Raw genomic sequence first — 24,187 nt, 5'->3', positions numbered from 1 at the left:
GTCAGCGCTTGAGATAGCGCAGTACAGCGTCGCAGATCATCGCTTTGTGACGCTGCTTGACCTCCTCGCTCCACAGATCGATCTGGAAGATCTCGCTGAACGTGTGGCGGTTGGAAATCCGGTAGAAGCAGAATGAGCTGATCATCAGGTGCAGATCCACCGCATGCACGCCGTCGCGGAACAGGCCGCTGGCCTCGCCGCGACGCAGGATGCCATCAAGCGCCCTGATGACGGTCTGGCTCTGGGCCTGAATCGTGTCGGAGCGCTTGACGTTCTCGCCGTAATGAATGTTCTCGATGCACACGATGCGCACGAAATCGACGTTGTTGTCGTGGTGATCGAACGTGAACTCCACCACCCGCTGAATCGCTTCGACCGGCTCCAACTCGCCCAGATTAAGCTCGCTTTCGGTGTTGCGAATCGCCCCGTAAAGCTTTTCCAGCACGTCGACGTACAACTGCTCCTTGCTGCCGAAGTAGTAATAAATCATCCGTTTCGAGGTTTTGGTGCGCTCGGCAATCGCATCGACGCGAGCGCCGCTCAATCCGTGGGCGACGAATTCGGCGACAGCTGCCTGGAGGATGTCTTCGCGGGTTTTTTCCGGATTGTTCTTGCGCCCCTTCGGCGCAACAGCGGCAGGTTCAATGGCAGCGGAGTCGTAGATTGTTTTCATTGTTGGCTCATGACCACGAGGAATACGCGGAGTATGAAGCCGACTGGCGACAGAGGAAAGCCGCAGGGCGTTGAACCCGCACAGCGTCCCTCCGTTGCCACATCATCGTTCTGCACACGTCTTTGTGGGATCGCCGCCCCGGTCGCTCCCACGCCCTACGGGCAGAAGCCTGAAAAAACCTTGGCCCTGGGTCAGAGCCGGGTCTGGCGTGCGGCAACGTTGCGCGCCTTGGCCATGGCCGCCAGGCGGACCGGTACGTTGGCAGCGCCGTACCCCACGTAGCCATTCTTGCGTTGCAGAATCTCGAAAAAGAACCTCCCGTCGAACGCGTCGGTGTACACGTGAAACAGCTCGCCGCCCTGCGCGTCGCGGTCATACAGCACGTTGTAGTAGGCCAGTTCGCTGAGAAATTCGTCGTCGAAATCGAAGCGTGCCGCCAGGTCGTCGTAGTAATTCAGCGGGATGTCCAGCAAGGGCACACCCGCCTCCTTGGCACGGCTGACTTCGGCAAAGATGTCTTCGCAGGAGAACGCGATGTGATGGACGCCGGAACCGCGATAGCTCGACAGCGCATGGGAAATGGCCGTGTTGCGGTTCTCGGAAATGTTCAGCGGCAAACGCACGGTGCTGCACCGACTGCGCAGTGCACGGCTTTTGACCAGCCCGTAAGGGTCGGGCAACACCACTTCGTCATCGGCTTCAAAATCCAGAATGCTCTTGTAGAACAGTACCCAGCTGTCCAGGCTGTCGGCCGGTAGCGCCATGGCCATGTGGTCGATACGCTGCAAGCCGCCTTTGGCGACCGCCTGCGGATCGACGACAAAGTCGCTGTCGTAGATCGAATTGCCTGGCAGCGCCTGGTCGACCAGGTAAATCAGGCTGCCGTCCGGCGCCCGTACCGAAGGGATCTCCCGTTCGTTGGGCCCCACCAGCCCGCGATAGGGCTGGCCCTTGAACGCGCGCGCGCGCTCAAGTGACTGATGGCCGTTATCAACCCGCAAGGCGGTTGCACATAACGACGGCCCGTGCGATTCGAAAAAACTGTGCGCAAAGGAATACGGCTCGGCATTCAGTACGATCTTGATATCACCCTGACCCAACAGGCTGACGGCCTTGGAGCGGTGCTGACCCAGCTTGGCGAACCCCAGGCGTTGCAGCCAGCCCGACAGGCGAGCGCCATGGCTTTCATCCACTGCAAACTCAAGAAACTCGACACCGTTGTAACTGCTGGCAGGCGGCGGATTGAACAAAATCTCGGGCACCGCTACGGGTTCGTCACGCGCCAGCAACTGGCGGGTTTTTTCTTCCAGATACAGCAGCGAGCGCAAACCGTCAGCAGCATTGGCGCGCGTCGGCGCAGCACGGAAACCGTCGTTGAACACTTCCAGCGACAACGGGCCGGTGTAGCCGCTGCGCAGGATCGGCGCGAGGAAACCGGCGAGATCGAACTCGCCCTGGCCGGGGAAGCAGCGGAAATGGCGACTCCACTCCAGCACGTCCATCGCCAGAATCGGCGCGTCGGCCATCTGCACAAAGAAAATCTTGTCGCCGGGGATCTGCGCAATCGCGCTCGGGTCACCCTTCAATGACAGCGTATGGAAGCTGTCGAGCAGCACGCCCAGTGCCGGATGATCGACCTGGCGCACCAGATTCCAGACCTGTTGCCAGGTGTTCACATGCTTGCCCCAGGCCAGCGCCTCGTAACCGACCCGCAGGTTGCGGGCACCGGCGCGCTCGGCCAGCAGGCTCAGGTCATCGAGCAGAATGTTTTCGTCGCCCACCGAATCGGCAGACGCGTTGCTGCAGACCAGCACCAGATCGGTACCCAGTTCCTGCATCAGGTCGAATTTGCGTTCGGCACGGTCCACATTGCGTTGCAGTCGATCGCGGCGGCAGCCTTCAAAATCACGGAACGGCTGGAACAGCGTGATGGCGATACCCAGGTCGGCGCATATCTGCCTGACGTTGCGCGGGCTACCGTCGTAGTACAACAAGTCGTTTTCGAAAATCTCGACGCCGTCAAAGCCGGCTGCGGCGATGGCTTCGAGCTTTTCCGGCAGAGTACCGCTCAAGGATACGGTAGCAATTGAACGCTGCATGCTTTTCAGCTCCTGAATGAACGTGACCTGCTTGGGTCACGGCTGGATCTCACCTCATTCCTGGCCTTTTCTGACCTTATTCAGAGGTGCATATAAAGTATTTGCCTGTCAAAATCCTACAGCAACCTAAAGTGTACGAACCGGTTAGTTTTACGTTCGATTATCGAACAGAAGCCGTGTTAGTCAATTGACGCTTTATCACACAATGCGCAACATCAGCGTCACATTGCAGTGATTGCAGGATAGACCTGCCGTCAAACGTTTTGATTTTTTCGCTTCATCAGCAGCAACCCATAACAATTCAAACAACAGGAACATTGCTCATGCGCATCCACCCCGCCTTGCCAGAATACTCACTCGCCCGTCCAGCCAGACGTCATGCTCGAAGAACCCACGTGTTCACACGCCCGGTTCAGGTTCGCGTCGCCTGAAACATTCCAACACACTTGCGCGGCTCAACCTGTAAATTGTCGGCCCGACGGATCGTTTCGCTGAAAGCCTGAGTCAATCGGCCAGTCGAATCACGGTTCTACGACTTCACTTTACCTGCACAACGCCTGCATCGAGTGGACTTCTCAGTCCGACTGTTGCCAGCAGCACAGTCCTGGAACGGATGGTTAGATCATCATGCTCAATACCCAGACCAACCCTGTCGCCCATGCCGGGATGGGCGAAAAGATTCGCGGCGCCCTCGCCGTCGGCAAGACCCGCTGGGGCATGCTCGCCCTGGTGTTCTTTGCCACCACGCTGAACTACATCGACCGGGCGGCGCTCGGCGTCATGCAGCCGATTCTGGCCAAGGAAATGAGCTGGACGGCGATGGACTACGCCAACATCAACTTCTGGTTTCAGGTCGGTTACGCCGTGGGCTTCGTGCTGCAAGGCCGGTTCATCGACAAGGTCGGCGTCAAGCGCGCGTTTTTCCTCGCGGTGCTGCTGTGGAGCCTGGCAACCGGCGCGCACGGCCTCGCAACATCTGCCGTCGGCTTCATGGTCTGCCGCTTCATTCTGGGCCTGACCGAAGCGGCCAACTACCCGGCGTGCGTGAAAACCACCCGCCTGTGGTTTCCGGCCGGTGAGCGTGCAGTCGCGACCGGTATCTTCAATGCCGGCACCAACGTTGGTGCCATGCTGACGCCGGCGCTGTTGCCGCTGATCCTGACGGTGTGGGGCTGGCAGGCGGCATTCGTGGCGATGGGGTCGCTGGGGCTGGTCTGGGTGATCATGTGGCGTTTGAAGTACTACAACCCGGAAGAGCATCCGACCGTTAGCAAGACCGAACTGGACTATATCAATCAGGAGGTCGAGCCTGCGCCGGTCAAGGTGCCTTTCTCCGGCATCCTGAAGATGCGCGGCACCTGGGCGTTCGCGCTGGCCTATGCGATTACTGCGCCGGTGTTCTGGTTTTACCTGTACTGGCTGCCGCCGTTTCTCAATCAGCAATACAACCTGGGGATCAGCGTGACGCAGATGGGTATCCCATTGATTCTGATCTGGCTCACCGCTGACTTCGGTAGCGTGGGTGGCGGCATTCTGTCGTCCTGGCTGATCGGGCGTGGCATGCGTGCAACCAAGGCGCGCCTTGTATCGATGCTGATTTTCGCGATCACCATCTGCAGTGTGGTGTTCGCCGCCAACGCCAGCGGTTTGTGGGTGGCAGTGCTGGCCATCTCGCTGGCGGTGGGTGCGCATCAGGCCTGGACCGCTAACATCTGGAGCCTGGTGATGGACTACACGCCCAAGCACATGATGAGCACAGTGTTCGGCTTTGGCGGGATGTGCGCGGCCATCGGCGGGATGTTCATGACGCAGATCGTCGGCGCTGTGCTGACCGCCACCAACAACAACTACAACGTGCTGTTCACCATGATTCCGGCGATGTATTTCATCGCACTGATCTGGCTGTACTTCATGGCCCCGCGCAAGGTTCCGACGCTCAGCGAGTAATCGTCTGACACCGCCAGAAAAACCCGAATGGGTATCGTCCCCACGCTCCGCGTGGGGATGCATTTCGTGACGCTCCGCGTCACACAGCGGTTCTGTGATGTCAGGTAGGTTGAGGTTCGACTCAGTTCACCTTTTCGCCCCTCGGCGAGTTACTTTGATGGGGCCAAAGTAACCAAACCCCCTGGCTCCATTTCCGGCCCGACTTCGTCGGGTTCCTTCGTCCTGACTCTGATCCGGGGGTCGCCGCAACGGGCCATCCATGGCCCGGTGCGGCTAGCCTGGCGTCCTGCCAGGCTACCCCCGGATCAGCGCCAGGACTCAGCCGTCACTTACGTCGCACTCTGCGTCGCCAGTGCCATCGCGATAAAAAAGCGCTTCTATGTGCAGTCGCAACGGGCGAGGCATGGCGCAATGCACGAGAGTCGATTGGACTTGTGTATAACGATGAGCGCCCCGCGTAGGGATGCAGTTCGTGACGCTCCGCGTCACACAGCGGTTCTGTGATGTCAGGTAGATTGAGGTTCGACTCAGGTCACCTTTTCGCCCCTCGGCGAGTTACTTTGATGGGCCAAAGTAACCAAACCCCCTGGCTCCGTTTCCGGCCCGACTTCGTCGGGTTCCTTCGTCCTGACCCTGATCCGGGGGTCGCCGCAACGGGCCATCCATGGCCCGGTGCGGCTAGCCTGGCGTCCTGCCAGGCTACCCCCGGATCAGCGCCAGGACTCAGCCGTCACTTACGTCGCACTCTGCGTCGCCAGTGCCATCGCGATAAAAAAGCGCTTCTATGTGCAGTCGCAACGGGCGAGGCATGGCGCAATGCACGAGAGTCGGTTGGACTTGTGTATAACGATGAGCGCCCCGCGTGGGGATGCAGTTCGTGACGCTCCGCGTCACACGGCGGTTCTGTGATGTCAGGTAGATTGAGGTTCGACTCAGGTCACCTTTTCGCCCCTCGGCGAGTTACTTTGATGGGGCCAAAGTAACCAAACCCCCTGGCTCCGTTTCCGGCCCGACTTCGTCGGGTTCCTTCGTCCTGACACTGATCCGGGGGTCGCCGCAACGGGCCATCCATGGCCCGGTGCGGCTTGCCTGGCGTCCTGCCAGGCTACCCCCGGATCAGTGTCAGGACTCAGCCGTCACTTACGTCGCACTCTGCGTCGTCAGTGCCACCGTGATCGAAAAGCATGTGTGGCAGCCTCCTGCACATTGTTCTGCGCCGAAGACCTGTGAGGCAGTGCGTCAGGAACTGCATGCAAACTGAACATTGGCACGACACGGCGTTCAGCGTCGGTCGCTACCCACCCTTGCGTCGCTGTTGCCACGCCGCCGCCAGGCCGCTGAGGCAGATGATGGCAATGCCGGCCTGTGCAGTCGGGGATGGCATGTGGTCGAAGACCAGGTAGCCCAGCAACCCGGCGAAGACGATCTGGCAATAGCTGAACGGCGCCAGCATGGCCGGGGCGGCGAAGCGGAAGGCTTGGGTCAGCAGCAGATGCGCGGACATGCCGCAGGCGCCCAGTGCGAGCAGGAACGGCAAGTGTTTGAGTGCGGGCACTTCCCAGAAGAATGGCACCAGTGCGCTCATCAGCAAGGTGTTGAACAGCCCGGCAAAGAAGTTGCTGGTTGTCGGACTGTCGAACGGACTGACCAGCCGGGTCAGCAGTTGGTACAGCGCAAAACACAAGGCCGAAGAAAGTGGCAGCAGGATCGCGGGGGTAAACAGCTCGCCGCCCGGATGAATGATGATCATCACGCCGATAAACCCGACTACCACGGCAATCCACTGCCCGCGCGTGACGCGCTCTTTGAGCAGCGGCACTGACAACGCCGTGACCAGCAGTGGGGCCAGAAAGTTGACCGCCGTGGCTTCTGCCTGCGGAATGAACATCAGGCTGCTGGTGAACAACAGGCTGGTACCCAACAGCGCCAGCGCCCGCAGCGCCTGCAAGCCGGGCCGTTTGGTGCGCAGTACGCGCAAACCGGCAGATGGCATGAAAATGCAGGCCATCAGCAGCGTATGCACCAGATAACGCGCCCAGACCACCAGGATGATCGGGTAGAAACCGGAAAGGTATTTGGACAGTGTGTCGTGGCTGGCAAACAGAAAGGTGGCCAGAAGAATGAAGCCAATCCCCTTGAGGGGTTGGTTGACGCCGGACAACGGCGTGCTGGTAGTGCTCATCGGGCTTCCTTGTTCAAATGTTCTCGACCTGGATCTGTAGCGTAAAAACAATTGCATGCGCTTCGACTGCAATAGTCCGGTGCTCGAAAACAGCGAGCATCGCAGCAAGTATTTTCAGCGTCTCGCACAAAATGTTCCAACCGGTTCATTAACGTTCGATTACCGCCCAAAACAACACGTTCACAATTGCGGACAACGTCCCGGCATTTCACTATCGCAGGCAGCTACAACGACTCAATAACTACAAAAAAGGTCTGTTCCATGCGCTTGAACGCCCCCTGCAAAATCGTTTGCGGTCTTTCTGCGGCCGTCGCTGCGACCCTCACACCGATAGCCGGCCATGCCGCCGGATTTGTCGATGATGCCAAGGTCAATCTGAACCTACGCAACTTCTACATCAACCGCAACTTCGTGGACCCGGCCAACGCGCAGAATTACGCCGAAGAGTGGACGCAGAATTTCATCCTCGACGCCCGCTCCGGTTTTACCCAGGGCACAGTGGGTTTCGGCGTTGACGCGCTGGGCCTGTACTCGCTGAAACTGGACGGCGGCAAAGGCACTGGCGGCACACAACTGCTGCCGATCCACAGCGATGGACGCCCGGCCGATGACTTTGGCAGGCTGGCTGTAGCCGGCAAGGTACGCGTCTCGAAAACCGAATTGAAAGTTGGCGAGTGGATGCCGGTGCTGCCGATCTTGCGCTCGGACGACGGCCGTTCCCTGCCGCAAACCTTTCAGGGTGGCCAGATCACTTCGAAGGAAATCGACAACCTGACGCTCTACGGCGGTCAGTTCCGCGGCAACAGTCCGCGCAATGACGCCAGCATGCAAGACATGTCCCTGAATGGCCGTGGCGCGTTTACGTCCGACCGATTCAACTTCGGCGGCGGCGAATACGTGTTCAATGAGAAACGCACTCAGGTCGGCGTGTGGTACGCCGAACTCGAAGACATCTACCACCAGCAATACGTCAACCTGTTGCACAGCCAGCCGCTGGGCAGCTGGACCCTGGGCGCCAACCTCGGTTACTTCCAGGGCAAGGATGACGGACAGGCATTGGCAGGTGACCTGGACAACAAGACCTGGTCAGCGCTGCTTTCGGCACGGCACGGCGGCAATACCTTTTACCTGGGCCTGCAGAAAGTCAGCGGCGACAGCGCCTGGATGCGGGTCAACGGCACCAGCGGCGGTACGCTGGCCAACGACAGTTACAACTCCAGCTTCGACAACGCCAGGGAAAAATCCTGGCAGTTACGCCACGACTACGACTTCGCTGCCCTGGGCGTGCCCGGCCTGACCCTGATGAACCGCTACATCAGCGGTGAGAATGTACACACCGGCGCGATCACCGACGGCGAAGAATGGGCACGGGAAACCGAATTGGGTTATGTGCTGCAAAGCGGCGCGTTGAAGAACCTGTCGTTGAAGTGGCGCAACTCGACCATGCGCCGTGACTACAGCACCAACCAGTTCGATGAAAACCGGGTGATCGTCAGCTATCCGCTTTCGTTGCTCTGAAGCCTGCTTCAAAAAGCCGCCACGGCTGAACACTGTGGCGGCGTTTCTCGCATCGATCAGACAGTCTTTCAGCCTTCCGTCAACGACTCCACGCCCATTTCGTCCCAGACCGCTTCGGCCAGGTGAAACGTTGCATTGGCCGCCGGGATGCCGCAGTAGATCGCGCTCTGCATGAGCACTTCCTTGATCTCTTCGCGGGTCACCCCGTTGTTTTTTGCGGCTTTCAGATGCAGACGCAATTCGCCCTCGCGATTCATGCCGATCAGCATGGCAATGGTGATCAGGCTACGCGTATGGCGCGGCAACCCCGGACGCGTCCAGATATCGCCCCAGGCGTGACGGGTGATCATCTCCTGGAATTCTTCATTGAACGGCGTCAGTTTGCTCAGGCTGTTATCGACATGCGCGTCACCCAGCACCGCGCGGCGCACCTGCATGCCGGCTTCGTAACGTTCGTCTTCGGTCATCGGGAAATCCTTGTGTGTTCGGCCACGGCGCGCTCGACCCAATGGCGAGCCTGGCCAAGGTAATGGGCCGGATCGAGCAGGCGATCCAGCTCGTCGGAAGAAAACTGCTCGCTGACCTGCGGGTTTTCGCCGAGCACCTGACGCAAATGCGCGCCCTGCTCCACCGCACGCCGGCAGCACTGTTCTACCAGATGGTGGGCAGCATCGCGCCCGATGCGCTGAGCCAGCGCAATGCTCACTGCCTCAGCAAGAACCAGACCTTTGGTGGACTCCAGATTGATCGCCATGCGCTCGGCATCGACCTGCAGACCGGGTATCACCTGCAACGCCTGTTGCAGCGAACCGGAAACCAGACAGCACAGCTCCGGCAAAGTCTCCCACTCGGCATGCCACAGGCCCAGGCTGCGCTCGTGCTCCTGCGGCATGGCGCTCAGCATGGTCGCGACCAGCCCCGGTGCCCGCGTTGCTGCGCTGATCATCACTGCCGCGCCTACCGGGTTGCGCTTGTGCGGCATAGTCGAAGAGCCGCCCTTGCCCGGCGCAGAGGGTTCGAACACTTCGCCGACTTCGGTCTGCATCAACAGGCTGACGTCGCGCCCCAGCTTGCCGAGGCTGCCAGCGATCATGCCCAGCAGGCTGGCAAACTCCACCAGACGATCACGCTGGGTGTGCCAGGGTTGCTCGGGAAGCTCCAGCCCCAGTTCGCTTGCCAGCGCTTCGGCGACCTTGAAGGCGTGATCGCCCAGCGCCGCCAGGCTGCCAGAGGCACCGCCGAATTGCAGGCACAACAGACGCGGTTGAATCTCCTCAAGCCGTTGACGATGGCGAGTGACAGCGCCCAGCCAGCCAGCGATTTTCATCCCCAGCGTGACGGGCGTGGCTTGCTGTAACCAGGTACGTCCGGCCAGCGGCGTACCCGCATGGCGCTGCGCCTGTTCAGCCAACGCCTCTGCCAGTTGCGCCAGGTCGCGCTCGAGCAAAACGATTGCCTGGCGTATTTGCAGCACCAGCCCGCTGTCCATCACATCCTGGCTGGTCGCGCCCATGTGTACGTAACGCTCGGCTTCAGGGCTGCGTATAGCAATCTGCTTGCCCAACGCCCTGACCAGCGGAATCGCCGAGTTGCCAGCACTGCCGATGGCGCTGGCCAGCGCGTCGAAATCGAACAGGTCGGCACGACAGCTGTGCTCGATATCGGCCACGACACTGGCCGGAATCAGGCCTACCCGCGCCTGCGCCCGAGCCAGGGCAGCCTCGAAATCGAGCATGCCCTGCACCCGGCCTCGGTCGGAGAAAATCCCGCGCATGTCAGCCTGGGTGAAATAGCTGTCGAAAAGTTGATTGCCCGGTCTGCTCACATCAGCGCTCCAGATTGATAGGTTTCAGGTGGCGTCGGCATGACTGACCCAGCCCTTGATCAGGATCGCCAGCGCCGCCAAGGCCGCCGGGATCACCAGCGCCGTGAGCACCTGCTCGAAGCTCCAGCCCAGGCCAAGCAGCGTGGCACCGGCCCATGCGCCCAGGATGGCACCGAAGCGACCGATCCCGAGCATCCACGACACACCTGTGGCGCGGCCCTGAGTGGGATAAAAACGTGCCGCCAGCGATGGCATTGCCGACTGCGCGCCATTGATGCACATGCCCGCCACCAGCACCAGCGTAGCCAGCACGGCGACATTGCCCAGACTTTGCCCGACCAGATACGCAAACACACCCGCCAACGCGTAAGCGGTGCCAATCACCTTGTGCGGGTTGTAACGGTCCATCGCCCAGCCGACACCCACTGCACTCAGCACCCCGCCGAACTGGAACAACGCACCGATGAACGCCGACTGCTCCAGGCTCGCGCCACTGTCACGCATCAGTGTCGGCAGCCAGCTGGTTAGCAGGTAAACGATTACCAGGCCCATGAAATAGGTCAGCCACAACAGCAAGGTACCCGCGCTGTACGTACCGGAAAAGATGACTTTCAGGACGTTGCGGCTGCTCACGGTTTTCTGCTCGGGCACGCTGAACGCGGTGACTCCCGCCACTTCCTTGGGGGCAATCGGTGCCAGCACCTTACGAATCCGCTCGACACCGCGATTGCGCACCACCAGAAAGCGCGCCGACTCCGGCAGCCAGACCATCAGCACCACCGCCAGTATCAACGGCAGGATACCGCCGAGCATCAGCAGGCTGTGCCAGCCCATGCTGGGGATCAGTTTGGCCGATACGAAACCGCCGCAAGCCATGCCCAGATTGAAACCGCAGAACATGCTGGTGACCAGTAACGACTTGAGCCGCTCCGGGGTGTACTCCGAGAGCAGCGTGGTGGCGTTGGGCATCGCTGCCCCCAGACCCAGCCCGGTCAGCAGGCGCAGGACCAGCAATTGATCGATGTTGCTGCTATAGGCGGACGCCAAACTGAACACACCGAACAGGAACACGGCGACAACCAGCACCCACTTGCGTCCGAACCGGTCAGCCAACGGCCCGGAACCCAGCGCACCGAACACCATGCCGATCAGCGCCGCGCTCATCACCGGGCCCAGGCTGGCGCGGTCAATGCCCCAGTCCTGGCTGAGTGCCGGAGCAATGAAACCCATGGCGGCAGTGTCGAGACCGTCGAGGAAGACGATCAGAAAACACAAGGCGACCACTCGCCACTGATACCTGGATAACGGCTGCGCGTTGATGAAAACCTGTACATCGAGCGTACCTGTGGCAGGCCCGCTGGCTGAAAGCGTCATGAAGGTGTCCTTTTATTTTTATAAGGTCGCCTGCCGGTGCAGGCGCCGTGAAACGCACGCACATTGCTTCAGAAATCGAAAAATACCGTCTCGCCTTCACCCTGCACGCGGATGTCAAAACGATAGGCCAATTGACCGTCGTGCATGCAACGCCGCGCAATCAGGGTTTCGCGACGCGGCGGCTGCTCGATCAGGTTCAGCACCGGGTCGCTGGCATTGGCCTGAGCTTCATCGTCGAAATACAGCCGCGTCTGCAGATGAATATTGATGCCGCGAGCGAACAGCGAAACATTGATGTGGGCAGCCATCGGCACACCCGCCGCGTTACGCACCGAACCCGGTTTTACGGTCTTCAGAATCCATTGACCGTCGTCGCTGGTCGCCGTGCGGCCGAAGCCATTGAACGGCTGGTCCGGATGAAATGCGTTGTGATAAACGCCCTGATGATCGGCCTGCCAGAACTCCAGATACGCATCGCGGATCAGATGGCCATTGCCGTCGAAGACATTGCCCAGCAGCACGATATGCTCACCCGGCGCGTCAGGCCTGACAAGCTCGTTCCAGATTTCCAGCTCGCGGGTCGGGTTGCCGGCCACTTGCGGGGCCAGACCGATATGCACGTAAGGGCCAGCGGTTTGCGAAGGGGTTTCCTGTAACAGTTGTACGGGCATGACGGACCTCCTCAGCAGTTTTCGAAGTGGGTCTTGCGCTGACCGCGCAGAACGATGTCAAAGCGATACGCCAGGCAATCCATCGGGTTACCCAGCGCCAGATCGAGTCGCGCGATCAGGCTCTGCACCGCATCGGGGTTGGTGATTGACTTGACGATCGGGCAGATCGGAATCAATGGATCACCTTCGAAATACAACTGGGTAATCAGCCGCGTGGCAATCGACGGGCCGCTGATCGACACATGCACGTGGGCCGGACGCCAGTCATTGGGGCCGTTGCGCCAAGGGTACGGGCCGGGTTTGACCGTGCGAAAGCTGTAGTTGCCTTCGCTGTCGGTCAGAGCTCGTCCCACGCCACCGAAGTTGGGGTCGATAGGTGCCAGATAGGCATCGCGTTTGTGCCGATAACGACCACCCGCGTTGGCCTGCCAGATTTCCACCAGCGTGTGGGGAATCGGCTTGCCGTACTGATCACAAACGTTACCAGCAATCAGAATGCGCTCGCCGATGGGCAAGCCACCGTTATTGAAATTGAGCAGCAGGTCGTTGTCATGCTGGCCGAACGTCAGATGCGAGAAATCCGGACCTGATGTCTCGGAAATGGATTGTGGAATGCTGACCAGCGCCTGACGCGGCGAGCGCAGGATCGAAGTCTTGTAGTCCGGGGTCAGGGCTTTGGGGTGCCAGTTTCGGTCACGAATGACGAAGCGGCTGTTGTCCGCAGCAGACATGGCGTTCTCCTTGTTTTTCTTATGAGCGCGCAGGCGTCGATCACTTGCGCTCCAGGCTGCGGCAAAGTGTCGCGCAACTCATGCTTATAGAGAACTGAAATAAACTCCGCCATCCATAACCAAATGGTTATGGATACTGGTCACCGCGATACGCCTCCCCGACACTGCGCAATTCATCCACGCACCATTGCGCCGCGCGGGTCAGTGGCAGGGCCGGGTTGCTGCACAGCCCGACCGAGCCGCCTGGCTCACGAATGCCCATGTCCAGTTCGACCAGCGTGCCGCCTTTCAACTCCAGCGAGACGGCATCCAGCGGCGCGATCCAGATCGCGTTGCTGCATTGCACGTAGCGGCGGCTCAGTGTAAGAGAAAGCGTTTCCAGGCGCTGACGCGGCATCTGGATACCGCACTGCACGAACAGGCTGTCAGCGAACTTGCGGATAGTGGTGCCCGCCAGCGGCAGCACCAGCGGGAACTGCTCCAGGCTTTCACGCTTGAGGGGCGCGGCCAGCAGCGGATGGTCGCTGCGCACCACCAGCGTCATTGACTCGTTATACAAATGCTCGAAAACAAGGCCCTGAATCTGGGGGCTGTCGGTCATGCGGCCGACCACCAGATCCAGCTCCCCGACCCGCAATTGCGAAAGCAGCCAGGCGCTGGGGCCGGTCATCACGCTGACGATCAGCGCCGGGTGCCGTTCATGCAGGCGATTGATCACCTCCGGCACCAGCAGACTTTCGGCCGTGGACAACACGCCGAGCCGCGCGGTCACCGTGTCATGCTCGCCGGAACGCAGGCTGCTGACGCCTTCCCGCAGCGCCTGAACACTCGGCCCGGCGAAACGCATGAACGCGACGCCTGCTTCGGTGAGTGCAGCACCACTCTTGCTGCGCACAAAGAGCGTAGTCGCCAGCAGGGTTTCCAATTCCTTGATGCTTTTGGACAGGGCCGGCTGGCTGATCGACAACACGTCCGACGCGCGCGCCAGACTGCCCTGACGCGCCACTTCGAGGAAGCACACCAGATGGCGGAATTTGATCCGGGTATCGATATTCAATGCGCGTCAGGTCCAAGGAAATGAAGATAGGAAAATGCCGCTCGACGAGAGACTCAACGGCTCAGGAATGACGCCACCTGTGGCGCGTCAAAAGGCCATTCCAGCTCTTCCCCGGTGTCGACACGACGCAGCACAGGGATGCACAGCTCGTAGCGCTCGAAGAGCTGCTCATCCTCGCTGATGTCGATCAGTTCAAGCATCAGGCCATGCTCGATCGCAAACGGCAGCAACACCGCTTCGGCGATCTCGCACAGCTGACATCCCGGGGTTCCGAACAGCTGGCATTCGGGTGGCATGCGTGCATCCTCGCAATCAATACGGGTAACCGGAAACCATTCTAGGCGTGGTACGGAGTAACGTCGAGTTGCCGGGCAGGCGCATGTTGCTATGCCCCTGCCCTTGCCGAATTCGCCCTGAAGTGCCGCTTGCTGAACGCATTGGCGCGGTCCAGTACCGGCTTCTCGAAACAGCGATAACCGACCCAGCCATAGCAGATCGCTGCTGCCATCATCAGCAGGGCAAACAACAGATTATCCAGATAGCTTTCGGGCCATGCGCCGACCAGGCTCCAGATTCGGCCGATAACACCCAGTACAAGCAGGTGAGACAGATAGATGGTGTAGGACATGTCACCCACGACCACCAGAGCGCCAGGCACCGAAAGCCGTTTGCGCCGTTCCAGCAATGCCAGGGTCAGCACCAGCACACCGAATACGCTACCCACCAGCAACATGCGCGCCAGCCCCTGACTGTCATACAGCCGGTAATAGCCAATCAGCGCGATACCCGGCAGCAACCCCGCGCCCAGCAAGGCATAAACGGCTACGGTCGGCAGGCGCGCGCTGTGCCGACCATAGAAGAACAGCGCCAGCGCCGCGCCAATGATGAATTCCAGCGAGTAAGGGTGGAGAATGATTTTCAGCGCGGACGAATAGTCCTGCCAGTCGGCCAGCGCGTTGAAGACGATGATGACCAGCGCCCAGATGCCCAGCAGCGATGGCAAAAGCCGCTCGCGAAACAGCAGCAAGCCGGAGAACACCACGTAGAACCACAGCTCGAACAAAAGCGACCAGGCAACCATCACCAACAGCACTTTGTCGTTGGGCAGCAACAGGAACGACATGAGCAGGTTGGACGAGCCATGTCCGCTGTTGACCATGCCTGGCTGCACCAGATAGACCGCAAGGGTAATAAAGAAATACAGCCAGTACGTGGGGTAGATCCGTGACAGCCTGTTGAACAGAAAGCGTTGCGCCTCTACGCTGCTCTGGAAACGGCCGCGGCTGACAATCACCATCACGAACCCGCTGATGACAAAGAACAGATCGACACCCAGCTGGAAAAAATCGAGCAGCGGCGGCAGCAGAATATCGCCGCCGGAAAACTTGCTCTCTACCGACATCATGTGAAACAGCACCACGCCAAGGACTGCAACGCCCCTGAGACCTTGCAGGGAATACAGCCGCTCCATGCCTTTCTCCATCCTCTCGGTATTTTCAGAAACCTGTCGATTGCCACGTCGGGCGTGCGCTATTTGCCCCTGCACGGGGTGACGCGTGTGGAGCATAGCCAAAGGCCAGAAATACGGAACCCCCAAATGTCTCGGTCAGCGCTGATTTTTCCTGACGCGCCCTTTTGGAGTAAGGTACAGCGGCTGTAAAGCGCCTGATCGGGCACGATGCAACAATCGAAGTGAACCTTCAGGAATCACTTGCACTCGAAACATCCATACGCCACCCAAACGGAGAAAATCATGGCTCGCGAAACCGCACAGAATGCTCAGGAAATCCTGAGAGCCGACTTTCAGGTACTGGTTGCCGACACTGAGAAACTGCTGGCGCACACGGCGTCTCTGGCAGGTGATCAGGCTGACGAACTGCGTGCTCAGATCCGTGAAAGCCTGCTGCGTGCCAAAGAGACGCTGAAGACCACCGAAGACTCGCTGCGCGAGCGCGGCGAAGCAGCAGTCGTCGCTACCGAAGATTACGTTCAGAACAACCCTTGGCAGTCGGTCGGTATCGCTGCCGGTGTCGGTTTTCTGATCGGTCTGCTGGCTACAAGGCGCTAACATCATGACTCTTGGAACGGAATCAGCACCGCCCGAGGGAACTCCGGGCTCTTCACCGCGGCGTCTCGGCGCTGCTTTCCTTGGCCTGTTGCACACCCATGTCGAACTGTTCGGCATCGAGTTGCAGGAGCAAAAAGCGCGAACCGTCAGCCTGCTCCTGTTTGCCGGGCTGGCACTGGTTTTCGGCCTGCTGCTGCTGACCGGACTCTCGGCCTTGCTGCTGATCGTTCTGTGGGACAGTTATCGACTGGCCGGGATTATCGGCCTGTGTACGTTCTACTTTCTGGCCGCCATCTTCTGCGGATTGCGCCTGAAGTCAGCTATTTTCGATGAGTCGTCACCGTTTCACGCGACCCTTGAAGAACTGGCCAATGACCGTGAGCGATTGATGCCATGAGTGAACCCAAGTCGCACCAGAGCAATACCCGACGCGAATTGCGCAAGGCCCTGATCCGCCTGCGCATGGAGATGCATCGTCAGGAAATACGCCACGAATCCACGCAACTGTTGCAGCCGCTGCAACGCTTTCGCGGTATTCGGCACGACTGGAAAAGCGCGCTGGGCTTCCGTCACGCGCCGCTCTGGGGCGTGGGGTCGGTCGCACTGCTCGGCTTTTTGAGCGGCAAACGTGCCAAGACCGGGCGCACCAGCCTGCTGGGTCGCCTGCTGAAACTGGGCATCACCTTGACGCCGCTGATCAAGGTGGCCATGCAAAGTCGTGCCATACAGAATCGCAACAAAAGACTCTGATCGCTGCGGCTTTTAGCGTGAGTCAGGCTTGAACGTACATGCCTGCCCCGGAACTCCGGGGCGGGCATTTGCTTTTTCATGAGGCCTGTTTTCTGTGTGCACCACCTGAAGCCCTTGCGGCCAGCGTGTCGAACCGGGAAGCTAGGCAACGACTTTTGACGGAGTGACCGCCTTGGATTGGCAGACCCTGCTTAACCGCGAACGACTTGGCAAAACCCTGCACAGTCCCGAAGAACTGGGGCGCAGCCCGTTTCACAAGGACCACGACCGCATCATCTTTTCCGGCGCCTTTCGCCGTCTGGGCCGCAAGACCCAGGTCCATCCGGTGACCAGCAACGATCACATTCACACGCGCCTTACCCATTCGCTGGAAGTCAGCTGCGTCGGCCGCTCGCTGGGCATGCGCGTAGGTGAAACCCTGCGCTCTGCCCTGCCCGACTGGTGCGACCCCAGCGATCTGGGCATGGTGGTGCAATCAGCCTGCCTGGCCCATGACATCGGCAACCCGCCGTTTGGCCATTCGGGCGAAGACGCGATCCGCAACTGGTTCAATCAGGCTGCCGGGCGCGGCTGGCTGGATGCGATGAGCGATACCGAGCGCAACGACTTCCTCAATTTCGAAGGCAACGCTCAGGGGTTCAGGGTTCTGACCCAGCTTGAATATCACCAGTTCGACGGCGGCACGCGCCTGACCTACGCCACACTGGGCACCTACCTCAAATACCCGTGGACCGCCCGGCATGCTGATTCGCTGGGCTATAAGAAGCACAAGTTCGGCTGCTATCAGAGCGAATTGCCGATCCTCGAACAGATCGCCGGCAAGCTCGGTCTGCCGCAACTTGAAGAGCAGCGCTGGGCGCGGCATCCACTGGTTTACCTGATGGAAGCCGCAGACGACATCTGCTACGCGCTGATCGATCTGGAAGACGGGCTGGAGATGGAGCTGCTGGACTACGCAGAAGTAGAGTCGCTGCTGCTGGGGCTGGTCGGCGATGACCTGCCGGAAACCTATCGCCAGCTCGGACCGGGCGACTCCCGACGCCGCAAGCTGGCGATCCTGCGCGGCAAGGCCATCGAGCACCTGACCAACGCCGCAGCCAGGGCTTTTGTCGAACAACAGGATGCCCTGCTCGCCGGCACCCTGCCAGGCGATCTGGTCGAACACATGCACGGGCCAGCCAAACGCTGCGTCTTGAGCGCCAAGGACATGGCGCGCAAGAAAATATTCCAGGACAAGCGCAAGACGCTGCATGAAATCGGTGCCTATACCACGCTGGAAATACTGCTCAACGCGTTTTGCGGTGCCGCGCTCGAACAGTTTGGCGGCAGGACACCCTCGTTCAAGCATCGACGGATTCTCGACCTGCTGGGCAACAGCGCGCCGGACCCGAAAGCGCCGCTGCATGCCTCGTTCCTGCGCATGATCGACTTCATCGCCGGAATGACCGACAGCTACGCCAGCGAAATGGCCAGAGAAATGACCGGACGCTCAGGACAGATATAGCCCCTCACCGACCGACTGGACACCCGCACGCTTGCGGGTGGGCCGTCGGTCGATTTTTCTCGACTCCGAAAAAATACAGATAAGCCCTACACGCTTGTCAGACGAATCCTATCGCAGCATTTCTTGCATCCCTCAATAATCCCAGCCACTTCACTGCCGTGTCGGCACCTTATCCATCTGCCTGCGACGCTTACGGGTTCGCATGACGCCTGACGATGCTTAGCGGCATCGCCAAGCCCTTTCCGGAAAAATCATGTCCAGAAACAATCTGCGCATCCTGCTGGTGGAGGATCACCCCTTCCAATTGATCGCCACAGAAGTCCTGCTCAACAATCAGGGCTACTTTCTGCTGACACCGGCCCTCACTGCAGCAGACGCCATGAACGCCATGCAGCGTAGCCCCGCACCCTACGACCTGCTGCTGTGTGACCAGTGCCTGCCCGATCTGAGCGGCCTTGAACTCATTGATCAGGCCCTGCGCCACGGTCTGGCACGTCAGGCGATTCTGCTCAGCGGCCTGCCCGATGCGCAGCTTGAGAACCTGCAGAAATCAGCCCTGAAACGTAACCTGCCGCTGCTCGGTTATCTGCGCAAGCCCTTGCACGGTCCCGACCTGAGTCGCCTGCTCGAAACGCAATCCGTTCAGGACTGAGGGACGGATTTGCACATGTCGGCCTGGATACAGTGACCGCTTCATACACCGGAACTTACAGGCGGAGCAATGAATAGCCGCCCCCCTTAGTGAATCCACTTTTAGAACTGTAGGAAAGCAACACTAAACATGAATGATGATTCCTGATGGTTATAAACAATTTGTTAATCAGTGACTGGCACTTGCAGAAAATACGCTTCGACTTTTAAACGTACTCGTGTTCCACGTAGGCTTTTACGTACTCCCATACGTTAATTACTGTAGGACTTTTCCTATATATGCCTACTGACCAAGTCTCTTCATGTGCCTGCACGATCATCTGAGCTAAGGTGCGCGCTTTCTTCGCTGCTTGTATGGAATAAAATATGAACTCAGTCTTTATCATTGATGACCACCCGGTTATCCGGCTGGCTGTAAGAATGCTGCTGGAGAACGAAAACTATGAGGTGGTAGGCGAAACCGACAACGGTGTCGACGCAATGCAAATGGTTCGCGAATGCATGCCCGACCTGATCATCCTCGATATCAGCATTCCCAAGCTCGATGGCCTTGAAGTACTGGCCCGCTTCAACACCATGGGCCTGCCCTCGAAAATTCTCGTGCTCACCTCGCAAACGCCCAACCTGTTCGCCATTCGCTGCATGCAGTCCGGGGCTTCCGGCTACGTATGCAAGCAGGAAGACCTGAGCGAACTGCTCAGTTCGGTGAAAGCTGTATTATCCGGCTACAATTACTTTCCCAGTCAGGCATTGGCGTGCGCCGTTCGTGAAGATGGAAATCCTAGCGAGCTCGAGCTGTTCAAGTTGGTTAATGATCGCGAACTGATGGTATTGCAGTTGTTCGCGCAGGGTCGTTCCAACAAGGAAATAGCCAAAGGCATGTTTCTGAGCAACAAGACGGTCAGTACTTACAAAACCCGTCTTATGCAAAAACTGAAAACAAAAACCTTGGTAGACCTTATCGAGATGGCGAAACGTAACGCGCTAGTGTGAGATAACGGATGTCCAAGCGCTTCAGACAATTATTGATACTGGCCATAGGCCTATGCCTGGGCTGGGCTATTCAGACCAGCCTTGAGGCTGCCGACCATTACACCCTGCTCGGTCGCTCAAGCCCGGCTCACATGGATGTGAAGCTGGACAGCGGCCAATGGCAGTGGGTGCGAGGTCGACGCGAACTGATCCTCGGTACGTCGGCGCCCGATTACCCGCCGTTCGACATCACCATCTCCGGCAACGATTACGAAGGCATCACTGCCGATTACGCCGGAATCATTTCGAAAGCGCTGGATCTGCCGATCAGGGTCAAGCGTTTCGAAAGCCGCGATGCAGCGATCAAGGCACTGGTCGACGGCACAATAGACCTGCTGGGCACCGCCAATGGTTTCGAAGTCATCAAGCGCGATATCCGGCTGTCACAGCCCTATTCAGTGGATCAGCCTGTGCTGGTGACCCGCATCGGCGAAACACGCCCGCTGAACGATGGCCTGAAAGGCATGCGCCTGAGCATGGTCTACCACTATCTGCCGCCTGCCGATGTCGAAGCCACGTACCCTGGTGCCAATCTCAAGACCTACCCCTCCTTCCAGAATGCGATCAACGCGGTTGCCTTCAATCAGGCCGACGTATTTCTCGGCGATACGATTTCAACGCAATACATCATCAACAAGGGCTACCTGAATAACGTGCAGATGGCCAGTTTCGGCAAGCATGAAGCCAACGGTTTCAGTTTTGCCGTGCGCAACGACAACACGCGCTTGCTCGAGGTGATCAATCAGACACTCAAGGCAATCCCGGTCGACGAACGTATCGATATCTCCCGGCGCTGGAGTGCCGGCAACGATTTGATGCTCACCGATCAGAAGCTGCAACTGACGCAACGCGAAGAACGCTGGATTGCCCAGCATCCCAGCGTGCGGGTGGTGGTGAACGAGGCGTATGCACCGCTGACCTTCTTCGACGCCAAGGGTAATTTTCGCGGAATCACCGCCGACCTGCTCGAACTGATACGCCTGCGCACCGGTTTGAAATTCGACGTCAAACGCTCGCCGAGCCTGACCGACATGCAGAATCAGGTCAGTCAGGGTCGGGCGGACATGATCGGCGCACTGGTCTCCAGCGACGAGCGTGAAGACCGGCTGAGTTTCACCCGGCCTTACATCGATAACTCGTTCGTACTGGTCACCCGCAAAGACCAGGGCTCACCGAGTTATCTGGAACAAATGGATGGCAAGCGTCTGGCCATCACTCAGGGCAGTCCGATGCTGGAATGGCTGCAACGCAAATACCCGAAGGTCGTACCGCTGGAAATAGACAATCCTTTTCAGGCACTGGACATGCTCGCGGTGGGCCGAACCGAGGGTGCGGTTACCTCGCTGCTCAGCGCCAACTATTTTCTGTCTTCCGGCATCTTCGAAGAACGCTTGCAGATGACCGCGACCATCGGCGAAGAGCCGGCGCTGATCTCAATGGCGACCTCACGCAACGCCATCGAACTGAGCTCGATCCTCGACAAGGCGCTGGCCAGTATCGCGCCTCAGGATCTGGCTGCGATCAACAATCGCTGGCGCGCCTACACGCCGTCCAGCGCCAAATGGCACGATTATCAGCGTCTGATTTATCAGATTCTGATCGGCGCCGGCCTGCTGCTGATCGGCCTGCTGGCCTGGAACGCCTGGATGCGGCGCCAGATCCGTCAGCGCGAAGCCGCCGAGCGAGCACTGAGCGATCAATTCGAGTTCATGAGTGCGCTGGTCGACGGCACACCCCACCCGATCTATGTGCGTGACCGCGATGGTCTGCTGCGCATGTGCAACGACAGCTACCTCAGCACCTTTTCCACGCAGCGCGAAGACATCATCGGCAAGAGCGCCACCGACGGCGTATTGGGTAACGCTTTCGAGGCACGCGAATACGCCGCTGACTATAAACGGGTCATGGCCAGCAACACGGCGCTGATTCTCGACCGGCCTCTGCACATCGGTGACCGTCGGTTGACCATCTACCACTGGATTCTGCCGTTTCGTGATTCTCTGGGCGAAGTGCAGGGCATCATCGGCGGCTGGATCGACATCAGCGAGCGCCGCCAGCTTATCGAAGAACTACAGACCGCCAAGGAGCAGGCAGACGCCGCCAGCCGCGCCAAGAGTACCTTTCTGGCGACCATGAGCCATGAAATCCGCACGCCCATGAACGCGGTGATCGGGATGCTCGAACTGGCACTCAAACGTGCCGATCACGGCGAGCTGGATCGCCCGGCCATCGAGGTTGCCTACAGCTCGGCCAATGAGCTGCTCGACCTGATCGGCGATATCCTCGATATCGCACGCATCGAATCCGGGCGACTGGCACTAAATCCGGAACGCGCCAACCTGCGGCAACTGGTGGAGTCAGTGGTCCGGGTGTTCGATGGCCTGGCGCGCCAGAAAGACCTCAACCTGGTGCTGGAGCTGGACAGCCGGATCAACACCGACGTGCTGATCGACCCGCTACGCTTCAAGCAGATCCTGTCGAACCTGGTCAGCAATGCGATCAAATTCACCCGCTACGGTCAGGTAAAGATCAGCCTGCAAGCCCCCGACACCCCGGATCCTCAACAACTGCAGGTGCACATCACGGTGCAGGACAGTGGCATCGGTATCAGTGTCGAAGATCAGCAACGCCTGTTCGAACCCTTCGCCCAGGCTGACAACACCGGGCAGATGGCCAGAACCGGCGCCGGGCTGGGGCTGGTGATCTGCCGCAGCCTGTGCACGATGATGGGTGGCAGCCTGTCGCTTGACAGCGAGCCAGGCATCGGTACGCGGATCAATATGCAGCTGATATTGACCACACTGGAACCACTGGCCAGCCTGCCTGCTGTTGTGACTGCCGAGGCGCAAGCCCAGCAGGTTCTGAACATACTCGTGGTGGATGACCATCCTGCCAATCGGCTGCTGCTGTGCCAGCAACTGGGTTTCCTCGGTCATCATTGCGAAATGGCCGAAAATGGCGCACAAGGGCTGCAACGCTGGATGGCCGGAGATTTTGATCTGGTGGTCGCCGATTGCAACATGCCGATCATGAATGGCTACGACCTGGCGCGCTCGATTCGCGCCCGCGAACTTGCCGACAGCCTGCCACGCTGCAGAGTACTTGGCTTCACTGCCAATGCGCAGCACGAGGAAACCCAGCGCTGCCTGGACGCTGGCATGGACGATTGCCTGTTCAAACCCATCAGCCTGAAGACCCTGAACGAACAGCTCTCCTGCTTGACGCCGCTGCCGCGCAAGGTGCGGCCGTTCAACCTGCAAAGCATCAGCAGCCTGACCGGTGATCGTCCGGAAATGGTCGAGCGGCTGATTGCCCAGTTGCTGTCCAGCAACAAGGACGACCAGTTGATGCTCGCCGAACTGGTGCGCGATGATAATCGCAGGAAAGTCAGTGAAATCGCCCACCGAATCAAAGGGGCCGCACGGATCATCAGTGCCGACAGAGTCGTCCAGGCCTGTGATGACCTTGAACAGGCGTGCGAACCGGATGGGTCAGAGGCACAGCTGAAGGCGTGCCACGAGGCAATGGACCTGGCAATGGACGAACTTGAGAGGGCGCTTGAGGCGCAACAGGCTAAAAACAGCGATCAGGGCTGATGCGGTTGACCCGATCATGCAGCGCAGACAGAAAGGAGAAGACAAGGCGATGTAACGAGGGGAGCGGACAGGCACAGCGGCAGTGGAAGCAGGCTTGAGCCTGCTTCCACTTGCATCAGGCGGCCGGGTTGATTTCTTTTTCCGGGTACCAGACGTCGATCAGCGGGCTGACAGTGACTTCTGTCAGTTCGCTGCGGCCTTTCAGCCAGGCTTCAACAGCAGCACGCTGCTCTTCGCTGACCGAGCCACGCTTGCTCAGGCAAACCAGACCGAAGTCGTCGCCGCCCACATAGCCAAGACCGTTGGCTTCCATTGCTTCTTTCAGGAAAGCGTCGAGGAAAGCGTCGATTGCCTTGTCATCCAGCTCTTGCTTGAAGTCCAGGTTCAGTTCGAAACCCAATTCCTGGAACTCGTCCACACACAGTTTTTTGCGCAGACGGCGGGAGCGGTTAGTGGCCATGGGACAATCCTCATCAATAAATATCGGCCGGCACTTTACCAGCTTGGCG

At 59.2% G+C, this 24,187-nt stretch carries 21 protein-coding genes; 9 read left to right on the top strand and 12 right to left on the bottom strand.

The window, feature by feature from the left end; translation table 11 throughout:
* Position 1: 1 nt before the first annotated feature.
* Both I9H07_RS09300 and quiC read right to left on the bottom strand, forming a co-directional pair.
* Positions 2-673 (bottom strand): TetR/AcrR family transcriptional regulator, encoded by a 672-nt coding sequence (locus tag I9H07_RS09300; protein ID WP_236425729.1) that lies wholly within the window; start codon positions 671-673, stop codon positions 2-4.
* 191 nt (positions 674-864) lie between these two features.
* Positions 865-2,772, bottom strand: a complete 1,908-nt coding sequence (gene quiC / locus I9H07_RS09295) for a 3-dehydroshikimate dehydratase QuiC (protein ID WP_024672176.1) — start codon at positions 2,770-2,772, stop codon at positions 865-867.
* Between the two features lie 627 nt (positions 2,773-3,399).
* Here quiC and I9H07_RS09290 point away from each other — a divergent pair.
* Complete coding sequence (locus I9H07_RS09290; RefSeq protein WP_024672177.1) at positions 3,400-4,719, top strand: MFS transporter; 1,320 nt, start codon at positions 3,400-3,402, stop codon at positions 4,717-4,719.
* Between the two features lie 1,294 nt (positions 4,720-6,013).
* Here I9H07_RS09290 and I9H07_RS09285 read toward each other — a convergent pair.
* Complete coding sequence (locus tag I9H07_RS09285; RefSeq protein ID WP_024673653.1) at positions 6,014-6,901, bottom strand: DMT family transporter; 888 nt, start codon at positions 6,899-6,901, stop codon at positions 6,014-6,016.
* Between the two features lie 261 nt (positions 6,902-7,162).
* On the opposite strand from I9H07_RS09285, the gene I9H07_RS09280 reads away from it, so the two are divergent.
* Entirely contained in the window at positions 7,163-8,419 is a 1,257-nt protein-coding gene (locus I9H07_RS09280) for an OprD family porin (RefSeq protein WP_058824665.1), read from the top strand.
* A 68-nt stretch (positions 8,420-8,487) separates the two neighbouring features.
* Here I9H07_RS09280 and pcaC read toward each other — a convergent pair whose 3' ends face one another.
* The 8 genes from pcaC to I9H07_RS09240 form a co-directional block, all read right to left on the bottom strand.
* Positions 8,488-8,886 (bottom strand): 4-carboxymuconolactone decarboxylase, encoded by a 399-nt coding sequence (gene pcaC, locus I9H07_RS09275; protein ID WP_058390930.1) that lies wholly within the window; start codon positions 8,884-8,886, stop codon positions 8,488-8,490.
* Positions 8,883-10,244, bottom strand: coding sequence for a 3-carboxy-cis,cis-muconate cycloisomerase (locus I9H07_RS09270; protein ID WP_419204491.1), 1,362 nt, complete (start codon positions 10,242-10,244; stop codon positions 8,883-8,885). The genes pcaC and I9H07_RS09270 overlap by 4 nt, the downstream gene beginning before the upstream one ends.
* Before the next feature lie 24 nt (positions 10,245-10,268).
* Positions 10,269-11,618, bottom strand: coding sequence for an MFS transporter (locus tag I9H07_RS09265; protein ID WP_024673657.1), 1,350 nt, complete (start codon positions 11,616-11,618; stop codon positions 10,269-10,271).
* Positions 11,619-11,686: 68 nt separating this feature from the next.
* Positions 11,687-12,289, bottom strand: coding sequence for a protocatechuate 3,4-dioxygenase subunit alpha (pcaG, locus tag I9H07_RS09260; protein ID WP_058824668.1), 603 nt, complete (start codon positions 12,287-12,289; stop codon positions 11,687-11,689).
* A gap of 11 nt (positions 12,290-12,300) precedes the next feature.
* On the bottom strand, positions 12,301-13,020 hold the full coding sequence (pcaH, locus tag I9H07_RS09255; protein ID WP_236425255.1) for a protocatechuate 3,4-dioxygenase subunit beta: 720 nt from the start codon (positions 13,018-13,020) through the stop codon (positions 12,301-12,303).
* A 127-nt stretch (positions 13,021-13,147) separates the two neighbouring features.
* Complete coding sequence (pcaQ, locus tag I9H07_RS09250) at positions 13,148-14,077, bottom strand: pca operon transcription factor PcaQ (RefSeq protein ID WP_024673660.1); 930 nt, start codon at positions 14,075-14,077, stop codon at positions 13,148-13,150.
* Positions 14,078-14,130: 53 nt separating this feature from the next.
* The gene (locus I9H07_RS09245; protein WP_236425254.1) at positions 14,131-14,373 is read right to left on the bottom strand and encodes a glutaredoxin family protein; all 243 of its coding nucleotides are present in this window, start codon (positions 14,371-14,373) and stop codon (positions 14,131-14,133) included.
* 89 nt (positions 14,374-14,462) lie between these two features.
* Complete coding sequence (locus I9H07_RS09240) at positions 14,463-15,548, bottom strand: acyltransferase family protein (RefSeq protein WP_024673662.1); 1,086 nt, start codon at positions 15,546-15,548, stop codon at positions 14,463-14,465.
* 282 nt (positions 15,549-15,830) lie between these two features.
* Here I9H07_RS09240 and I9H07_RS09235 point away from each other — a divergent pair, with 282 nt between their 5' ends.
* The 7 genes from I9H07_RS09235 to I9H07_RS09205 all read left to right on the top strand — a co-directional run bounded on the left by I9H07_RS09235 (position 15,831) and on the right by I9H07_RS09205 (position 23,678).
* Complete coding sequence (locus I9H07_RS09235) at positions 15,831-16,145, top strand: DUF883 family protein (protein WP_003315618.1); 315 nt, start codon at positions 15,831-15,833, stop codon at positions 16,143-16,145.
* 4 nt (positions 16,146-16,149) lie between these two features.
* Entirely contained in the window at positions 16,150-16,542 is a 393-nt protein-coding gene (locus tag I9H07_RS09230) for a phage holin family protein (protein ID WP_024644896.1), read from the top strand.
* Positions 16,539-16,895 (top strand): hypothetical protein, encoded by a 357-nt coding sequence (locus I9H07_RS09225; protein WP_024673663.1) that lies wholly within the window; start codon positions 16,539-16,541, stop codon positions 16,893-16,895. The genes I9H07_RS09230 and I9H07_RS09225 overlap by 4 nt, the downstream gene beginning before the upstream one ends.
* Before the next feature lie 172 nt (positions 16,896-17,067).
* The gene (locus tag I9H07_RS09220; protein ID WP_058824670.1) at positions 17,068-18,399 is read left to right on the top strand and encodes a deoxyguanosinetriphosphate triphosphohydrolase; all 1,332 of its coding nucleotides are present in this window, start codon (positions 17,068-17,070) and stop codon (positions 18,397-18,399) included.
* Positions 18,400-18,652: 253 nt separating this feature from the next.
* The gene (locus I9H07_RS09215) at positions 18,653-19,051 is read left to right on the top strand and encodes a response regulator (RefSeq protein ID WP_236425253.1); all 399 of its coding nucleotides are present in this window, start codon (positions 18,653-18,655) and stop codon (positions 19,049-19,051) included.
* A 365-nt stretch (positions 19,052-19,416) separates the two neighbouring features.
* On the top strand, positions 19,417-20,043 hold the full coding sequence (locus tag I9H07_RS09210) for a response regulator transcription factor (protein WP_024673666.1): 627 nt from the start codon (positions 19,417-19,419) through the stop codon (positions 20,041-20,043).
* 8 nt (positions 20,044-20,051) lie between these two features.
* Entirely contained in the window at positions 20,052-23,678 is a 3,627-nt protein-coding gene (locus I9H07_RS09205; RefSeq protein ID WP_236425252.1) for a transporter substrate-binding domain-containing protein, read from the top strand.
* A gap of 115 nt (positions 23,679-23,793) precedes the next feature.
* Here I9H07_RS09205 and I9H07_RS09200 read toward each other — a convergent pair whose 3' ends face one another.
* On the bottom strand, positions 23,794-24,138 hold the full coding sequence (locus I9H07_RS09200) for a YggL family protein (RefSeq protein ID WP_003346101.1): 345 nt from the start codon (positions 24,136-24,138) through the stop codon (positions 23,794-23,796).
* Positions 24,139-24,187: the final 49 nt, after the last annotated feature.

Origin of the sequence: Pseudomonas syringae (assembly GCF_023278085.1) — a bacterium.
Taxonomy (GTDB): Bacteria; Pseudomonadota; Gammaproteobacteria; order Pseudomonadales; family Pseudomonadaceae; genus Aquipseudomonas; species Aquipseudomonas syringae_Q.
Note: the sequence above shows the minus strand (reverse complement) of the source record. Positions and strands in the feature narration are given on the sequence as shown.

What these genes read in the sequence shown, in the direction of transcription:
- I9H07_RS09205 (WP_236425252.1), top strand. Translation starts at nt 20,052, where the DNA reads ATGTCCAAGCGCTTCAGACAATTATTGATACTGGCCATAGGCCTATGC.
- I9H07_RS09230 (WP_024644896.1), top strand. Translation starts at nt 16,150, where the DNA reads ATGACTCTTGGAACGGAATCAGCACCGCCCGAGGGAACTCCGGGCTCT.
- quiC (WP_024672176.1), bottom strand. Translation starts at nt 2,772, where the DNA reads ATGCAGCGTTCAATTGCTACCGTATCCTTGAGCGGTACTCTGCCGGAA.
- pcaG (WP_058824668.1), bottom strand. Translation starts at nt 12,289, where the DNA reads ATGCCCGTACAACTGTTACAGGAAACCCCTTCGCAAACCGCTGGCCCT.
- I9H07_RS09290 (WP_024672177.1), top strand. Translation starts at nt 3,400, where the DNA reads ATGCTCAATACCCAGACCAACCCTGTCGCCCATGCCGGGATGGGCGAA.
- pcaH (WP_236425255.1), bottom strand. Translation starts at nt 13,020, where the DNA reads ATGTCTGCTGCGGACAACAGCCGCTTCGTCATTCGTGACCGAAACTGG.
- I9H07_RS09245 (WP_236425254.1), bottom strand. Translation starts at nt 14,373, where the DNA reads ATGCCACCCGAATGCCAGCTGTTCGGAACCCCGGGATGTCAGCTGTGC.
- I9H07_RS09210 (WP_024673666.1), top strand. Translation starts at nt 19,417, where the DNA reads ATGAACTCAGTCTTTATCATTGATGACCACCCGGTTATCCGGCTGGCT.
- I9H07_RS09280 (WP_058824665.1), top strand. Translation starts at nt 7,163, where the DNA reads ATGCGCTTGAACGCCCCCTGCAAAATCGTTTGCGGTCTTTCTGCGGCC.
- I9H07_RS09215 (WP_236425253.1), top strand. Translation starts at nt 18,653, where the DNA reads ATGTCCAGAAACAATCTGCGCATCCTGCTGGTGGAGGATCACCCCTTC.
- I9H07_RS09235 (WP_003315618.1), top strand. Translation starts at nt 15,831, where the DNA reads ATGGCTCGCGAAACCGCACAGAATGCTCAGGAAATCCTGAGAGCCGAC.
- I9H07_RS09265 (WP_024673657.1), bottom strand. Translation starts at nt 11,618, where the DNA reads ATGACGCTTTCAGCCAGCGGGCCTGCCACAGGTACGCTCGATGTACAG.
- I9H07_RS09225 (WP_024673663.1), top strand. Translation starts at nt 16,539, where the DNA reads ATGAGTGAACCCAAGTCGCACCAGAGCAATACCCGACGCGAATTGCGC.
- I9H07_RS09240 (WP_024673662.1), bottom strand. Translation starts at nt 15,548, where the DNA reads ATGGAGCGGCTGTATTCCCTGCAAGGTCTCAGGGGCGTTGCAGTCCTT.
- I9H07_RS09285 (WP_024673653.1), bottom strand. Translation starts at nt 6,901, where the DNA reads ATGAGCACTACCAGCACGCCGTTGTCCGGCGTCAACCAACCCCTCAAG.
- pcaC (WP_058390930.1), bottom strand. Translation starts at nt 8,886, where the DNA reads ATGACCGAAGACGAACGTTACGAAGCCGGCATGCAGGTGCGCCGCGCG.
- I9H07_RS09300 (WP_236425729.1), bottom strand. Translation starts at nt 673, where the DNA reads ATGAAAACAATCTACGACTCCGCTGCCATTGAACCTGCCGCTGTTGCG.
- I9H07_RS09200 (WP_003346101.1), bottom strand. Translation starts at nt 24,138, where the DNA reads ATGGCCACTAACCGCTCCCGCCGTCTGCGCAAAAAACTGTGTGTGGAC.